This is a genomic window from Actinophytocola sp. (assembly GCF_049647105.1).
Taxonomy (GTDB): Bacteria; Actinomycetota; Actinomycetes; order Mycobacteriales; family Pseudonocardiaceae; genus Actinophytocola.
In genome coordinates, this window is sequence record NZ_JBARWZ010000105.1 from 1 (window position 1) to 5,675 (window position 5,675).

At 72.1% G+C, this 5,675-nt stretch carries 5 protein-coding genes and 1 pseudogene; 1 reads left to right on the forward strand and 5 read right to left on the reverse strand.

Features of this window, described 5'->3' with window-relative positions:
- From WBA97_RS13455 to WBA97_RS13475, 5 genes and pseudogenes are all read right to left on the reverse strand, one after another.
- Window positions 1-537: pseudogene (locus WBA97_RS13455) on the reverse strand (ABC transporter ATP-binding protein); the annotation flags it as partial.
- A gap of 10 nt (window positions 538-547) precedes the next feature.
- The gene (locus WBA97_RS13460; RefSeq protein WP_424231115.1) at window positions 548-1,528 is read right to left on the reverse strand and encodes an ABC transporter substrate-binding protein; all 981 of its coding nucleotides are present in this window, start codon (window positions 1,526-1,528) and stop codon (window positions 548-550) included.
- The gene (locus tag WBA97_RS13465; protein ID WP_424231116.1) at window positions 1,525-2,475 is read right to left on the reverse strand and encodes an ABC transporter ATP-binding protein; all 951 of its coding nucleotides are present in this window, start codon (window positions 2,473-2,475) and stop codon (window positions 1,525-1,527) included. The genes WBA97_RS13460 and WBA97_RS13465 overlap by 4 nt, the downstream gene beginning before the upstream one ends.
- The gene (locus WBA97_RS13470) at window positions 2,472-3,524 is read right to left on the reverse strand and encodes a FecCD family ABC transporter permease (protein WP_424231117.1); all 1,053 of its coding nucleotides are present in this window, start codon (window positions 3,522-3,524) and stop codon (window positions 2,472-2,474) included. The genes WBA97_RS13465 and WBA97_RS13470 overlap by 4 nt, the downstream gene beginning before the upstream one ends.
- Window positions 3,521-4,579 carry a FecCD family ABC transporter permease gene (locus WBA97_RS13475; protein WP_424231118.1) on the reverse strand — a complete coding sequence of 353 codons (1,059 nt, stop codon included), beginning with the start codon at window positions 4,577-4,579 and terminating at the stop codon, window positions 3,521-3,523. Before WBA97_RS13475 ends, WBA97_RS13470 begins: the two co-directional genes overlap by 4 nt.
- A 147-nt stretch (window positions 4,580-4,726) precedes the next feature.
- Here WBA97_RS13475 and WBA97_RS13480 point away from each other — a divergent pair, with 147 nt between their 5' ends.
- Complete coding sequence (locus WBA97_RS13480; RefSeq protein WP_424231119.1) at window positions 4,727-5,488, forward strand: siderophore-interacting protein; 762 nt, start codon at window positions 4,727-4,729, stop codon at window positions 5,486-5,488.
- The last annotated feature ends 187 nt before the right edge of the window (window positions 5,489-5,675 follow it).

Sequence of the window (5,675 nt, forward strand, 5' to 3'; positions counted from 1 at the left end):
GGTCAGCACCGGCGCCAGCACCTGCAACCCGACCACCAGCGCGGGCACGCCGATCAGCACCCCGAGCCCGAGCGGCACGTCGATGGCGAGCAGCGCAACCGACGACGCGACGAGGCCGGTGAGCGCCGCCGCGCCGAGCGAGCCCGCGCGGACGACGAGCGCCGCCCGCTCGGCGTCGGACGACGCGACGGACAGCAGCTCGCCAGCCTTCAGCTCGGTCGCCAGGCCGCGCGGGTCGAGCGTGCGACCGGCGACCTCGACCCGCAACAGGTGGGTCTCCCGCTCGATGGCCGTCACCGACTGCCGGGCCCCGACCCGCCATGCCAGCGCCAGCACGGTGAACAGCACGGCCAGTGCCGCGACCGACCACAGCATCGCGGGCACCGAGCCGGTCGCCACCGCACGGTCGATCACGACACCGATGACCACCGGCACCGCCACTTCCGCCGCCTGGTGCGCGCACAGCAGCACGACACCGAGCGACACCCGCCCTGCCTGGCGCCGCAGAGCACGGCGCAGCACCCGACCCCCGGTCACCGCCGCGACCTCAGGACTTGGCGGCGAGCTCGGTCAGCACGGTGTCGAACCGCTCGACCAGCTCCAGCGCCGTGCCGAGCGAGGCCGCGCCGGACAGCACCGGCCACACCCGGCCCGCCTTGGCCGCGGGCAGCTGCGCCCACAGCGCGTTGCTCGTCAGCGGCTTGTTGTCGGGCGCCTCGGTGACACCGTCGGGCCCGGACGGGATCAGCAGCACGTCGGTCTTGTCGAGCACGCTGATCCGCTCCATGGAGTACTCCTCGGTGGCCTCCGCCTGGGCCGCCGACGGCTCCGCGAGCGTGACACCGCAGTCCACCAGCACCTTCGTGTCGGTCCACTTCTCCCCCAGCGTCCAGAACGTCGTGTCGGACGCGGCCTGGGCGAAGGTGAAGGTGTACTTGCCGAGCACGTCGGCGTGGGTGGACTTGATCTTCTCGCAGGCGTCCTCGTACTCGGCGAGCAGCTTGTCGGCCTGCTCCTTGCGGCCGAGCACCTCGCCGACCTTGGCCGCCACCTCGGTGAGGCTGAGCTTCTGGAAGCTGATCACGACCGTCGGCGCGATGCCGGTGAGCTGCTTGTACAGCGCGTCGTCGGTGTCGATGGTGCGCAGGATGAGGTCGGGCTCGGTGTCGGCGACCTTCTCCGGGTCCGGCACCGTGAAGTCGCCGACGAGCGGCACCTTCGCGAGCTTGGTCTCGTAGCGCGGACCGGTGCCCTCGTAGCCGGAACCGGACGCGGCGACCGGGACGAGTCCGAGGTCGACGACGGCGAACGCGCCGAAGAAGTCGGCGCAGGCGACCTTCGTCGCCTTGGCCGGCACGGTGACCGTGCCCTTGTCGGTCCGCACGTCGCGCTCGGCGGCCGTACCACCGTCACCGCCGCCGCTCTCGTCGTCGCCGCACGCGGCGAGCAGCGCGATGGCGGCGACGCCCGCGGAGCCGGCCAGGAAGTTGCGCCTGCTGACGCGGCCGGACACGGTCAACCTGTTCACACGGACCTCATTTCCTCACCGGACGCCGGCGAGATCGGGGATGGGGTCGCTGCAGCGGTGGCAGTCGGTTCGGGGAGTCGGGGTGGAGCACTCGGCCTGTCGGTGCTGTGGTGGCGGCCGATGGGGACGATCAGCGGCGTGCCGGACACCGGGTCCGGCACGACGACGTTGGGCAGGTCGAACACGTCGACCACGAGGTCACGGGTGACGACCTCGGCGGGCAGGCCGGTGGCGACGACGGCACCGTCCTTCATGGCGATCAGGTGGTCTCCGTAGCGGCAGGCCAGGTTCAGGTCGTGCAGGACCATGACGATGGTGGTGCCGTCGGTCCGGTTCAGGTCGGTCAGCAGGTCGAGCACCTCGACCTGGTGGGTGACGTCGAGATAGGTGGTCGGTTCGTCGAGCAGCAGGACGCCGGTCTGCTGGGCGAGCGCCATCGCGATCCACACCCGCTGCCGCTGCCCGCCGGACAGCTCGTCGACCGGCCGCTCGGCGAGGTCGAGGGTGTCGGTGACACGCATGGCCTCGGCGACCGCCGCATCGTCGGTCGACGACCAGCGCCGGAACCAGCCGTGGTGCGGGTGGCGGCCCCGTCCCACGAGGTCGGTGACGGTGATGCCCTCCGGCGCGATCGGATGCTGCGGCAGGATGCCGAGCCGGGTCGCGACCTCGCGGGTGGGCATCCGGTGGATGTCGTGCCCGTCGAGCAGCACCTGACCGGCGGCAGGCGCGAGCAGCCGGGCGAGGCCACGCAGCAGCGTCGACTTGCCGCAGGCGTTGGCTCCGACCACGGCGGTGATGCGCCCGCGCGGGATCGTCACGGTGAGGTCGTGGACCACCTCCCGGCCGTCGTAGCCGAGCGTCACCCCCCGGCCGTCGAGTGCGCCGGGCACCGAGCCGTTGCCAGTGCCGTTGCCAGTGCCGTTGCCAGTGCCGCCGCGAGTCATCCGGCCCTTCCCATCCGGTTGGCCGTGGCCATGAGCCACAGGAGATAGGGGGCGCCGAGCACACCGGTGACCACACCGACCGGCAGTGGCACGATGCCCACCAGTTCGAGTACGTGCTGGGCGACGAGGTCGGAGCCGACCAGCACCACCGCGCCGACCAGTGCGGCGGGCACCAGCACCGAGCCGTTGCCGTGGGTCAGCCGGCGCGCGATGGGCGCGGAGACGAACGCGACGAACGCGACCGGTCCCGCCGCGGCGGTCGCGGCGGCCGCCAGCGCGACGGCGGTGACGATGAGACCGAGGCGGTGGCGTTCCACCCGGACCCCGAGTCCGGTGGCGGTGTCGTCGCCGAACTGCAGGGGGCGCATGCCCGCGGCGAGCACGACCGCGACCGGGACGAGCACGAGCACCGCGAGCGCGAGCGGGCCGACGTCGGTCCACGTGCGGGCGGTGAGGCTGCCCGTGAGCCACACCAGCGCCTGGTGCGCGTCTCGCACCTGCGCCCTGGTCATCAGGTAGGACACGACGCTCGAGAGAACGGCGGCCACGCCGATGCCGATCAGCACGAGCCGGTAGCCGCTGACCCCACGCCGCCACGCGAGGCCGTAGATCAACGCCGCGGTGCCGAGCGCGCCTGCGAACGCGCTGATCGAGACGGGTGCGCCGACGGCGTCGAAGACCACGATCGCGATGACGGCGGCGGCGCTCGCGCCCATGGTGATGCCGATGATGTCCGGGCTGGCGAGCGGGTTGCGGACGAGCCCCTGGAAGATCGCGCCGGAGATGCCGAACGCGACGCCTGCGAGCGCACCGGTCAGCGCGCGGGGCGCGCGGACCTCGGTGACGATGTACTCGGCGCGCCGCGTGCCCTGCCCGAACAGCGCCGTGACCACGTCGTCGGGTGCGATCGCCACGCTGCCGACGGACAACGCGGTGATGACCAGCGCGACCGCGACCACGGCGAGGACCGCGCCAACGAGGAAGACCCGCCGCAGGCCGTGCCTGCGCACGGCCGCGACCCTGGCGGCCGGTGTGAGGGTGGTGGTCACAGCTCGGCCACCTTTCGCCTGCGCACCAATGCCACGAGCACCGGCGCGCCGACGACCGCGGTGACGACACCGACCTGCACCTCACCCGGCGGCGCCACGACGCGACCGAGCACGTCGGCGGCGAGCAGCAACGATGGCGCGAGCACCATGGAATACAGGAGAACCCACCGGTAGTCCGGGCCGGTGAGCAGCCGCGCGGCGTGCGGGACGGCGAGCCCGACGAACGCGATCGGCCCGGCGATCGCGGTGGCCGCACCACACAGGGAGACCACCGCGATCGCGGCGAGTCCCTGTGCGAGCGCGACGTGCACGCCGAGCGAGCGGGCCACGTCGTCGCCGAGCGCCATCGCGTTGAGCAGGCGGCCGCACACCAGCGCCACCCCGGCGCCCACGGCAAGGAACGGCAGTGCCTGCCCCGCGACGGCCAGGTCGCGGTTGGCGAGCGAGCCGACCTGCCAGAAGCGGAACTGGTCGAACGCGTCGGTGTCGGTGAGCAGCACCGCGGTGGTCACCGAGCCGAGTGCCGCGCTGATGGCCGCGCCGGCGAGCGCGAGCTTCACCGGGGTGACTCCGTCGCGACCGAACGAGCCGATCCGGTACACCAGAAGCCCTGCGGCCGCCGCACCCGCGAAGCCGAACCACACGTAGCCGGTGAAGTGCGTGACGTGGAACGCGCTGATGCCGAGCACCATCAGCAGCGCCGCGCCCGCGTTGACGCCGAGGATGCCGGGATCGGCCAGCGGGTTTCTGGCGAGGCCCTGCATGACCGCGCCCGCGAGTCCCAGTGCGGCGCCCGCCAGGAGCCCGACGACGGTGCGCGGGACCCGCATCGTCGCGATGATCAGGTGGTCGGGGTCGTTCGGGTCATAGCCGCGGAGGACGTCGAGGAACGTACTCAGCGGCAGGGAAACCGACCCGACACAGATGCTGACGACCACCAGCCCGGCCAGTACCAGCACCGATGCGAGCAGGCCCGCGGCGAGCGCCGCCTGCCGGCCCGGCCGGGACGTGCGGTGCGCGCGGATGCCCTGCCCGCTCGTCGCCGTCGTGGTCACCGCACCGCCCAATCCCCGATCGCCAACCGGAATGTTGCTAAGGCTAGCCTAAGCAAATGTGTCGGCCACAAGGCATAGGCGATCGTTTACTGGTCGAAATATTGTAGACCTTTAGGTTAGGCTAACCACAGTCACAGGAGGTTGTCGATGACCGCAGCTCAGCTACCGATGTTGGTCACGGTTACCGCGACCAAGCCGCTCACCGAGCGGATGGTGCGGGTGACCCTTGCCGGCGACAGCCTCACCGACTTCGACTACGCGGGCCCCGACCACCTCGTCCGGCTGTTCGTCCCCGTCGTGCCGGGCGAGCCGACGTTGCCGGTCACGACGGAGTGGTGGCCAGAGCTGCGCGCGATGCCGGAGGCGACCCGCCCGGTGCTGCGGAACTACACGGTCCGCAGGCTGGACCGCGAACGGCGTGAGCTGGACATCGACTTCGTCCTGCACGGCCACGGCGAGGACAGCGGGCCCGGCGGGACATGGGCCGCCAACGCCGCGCCCGGCGACAAGATCGGCGTGCTGAGCGACGGCGCCGACTACCGCCCGCCCGCCGGCACCGAGTGGCAGCTGGTGGTCGGAGACGAGTCCGCCGTGCCGGCGATCGCCGCGATCGTCGAGCAGCTGCACTCCCCCGCCGTCGTCCTCATCGAGGTCGCCGACGCGGCCGACGAACTGCCGATCGCCGTGCCGGAGGGCACGACCGTGACATGGCTGCACCGCGGCGCCGCGACCCGAGGCGACACCGCTCTCGCCGCGCTACGAGAGCGGGACCTGCCGACGGGTACGCCGTACGCCTGGGTCGCGGGCGAGTCCGCGCTGGCCACCGGTGTACGCAGGCACCTCGTCAACGATCGCGGCATCGCCAAGGACCGGATCTACTTCTGCGGCTACTGGCGCCAGTCCGCCTGATCGGTTCGTCTGGTTCACCTGGATCGGTTGCGCTCGTCTGTGCGTTTGCCTCCGGCGAGGAGCCGCCGGAGGCAAAGAGCCGCCGAGGCAAACCCGGCGACGGCAACCGGCGGCAACGACCCGAAAGCGTTCAGGACATCGCGAAAGCCGGGGCCGGGCGCGCAGCGCCCGGCCCCGGCTTCGCTGA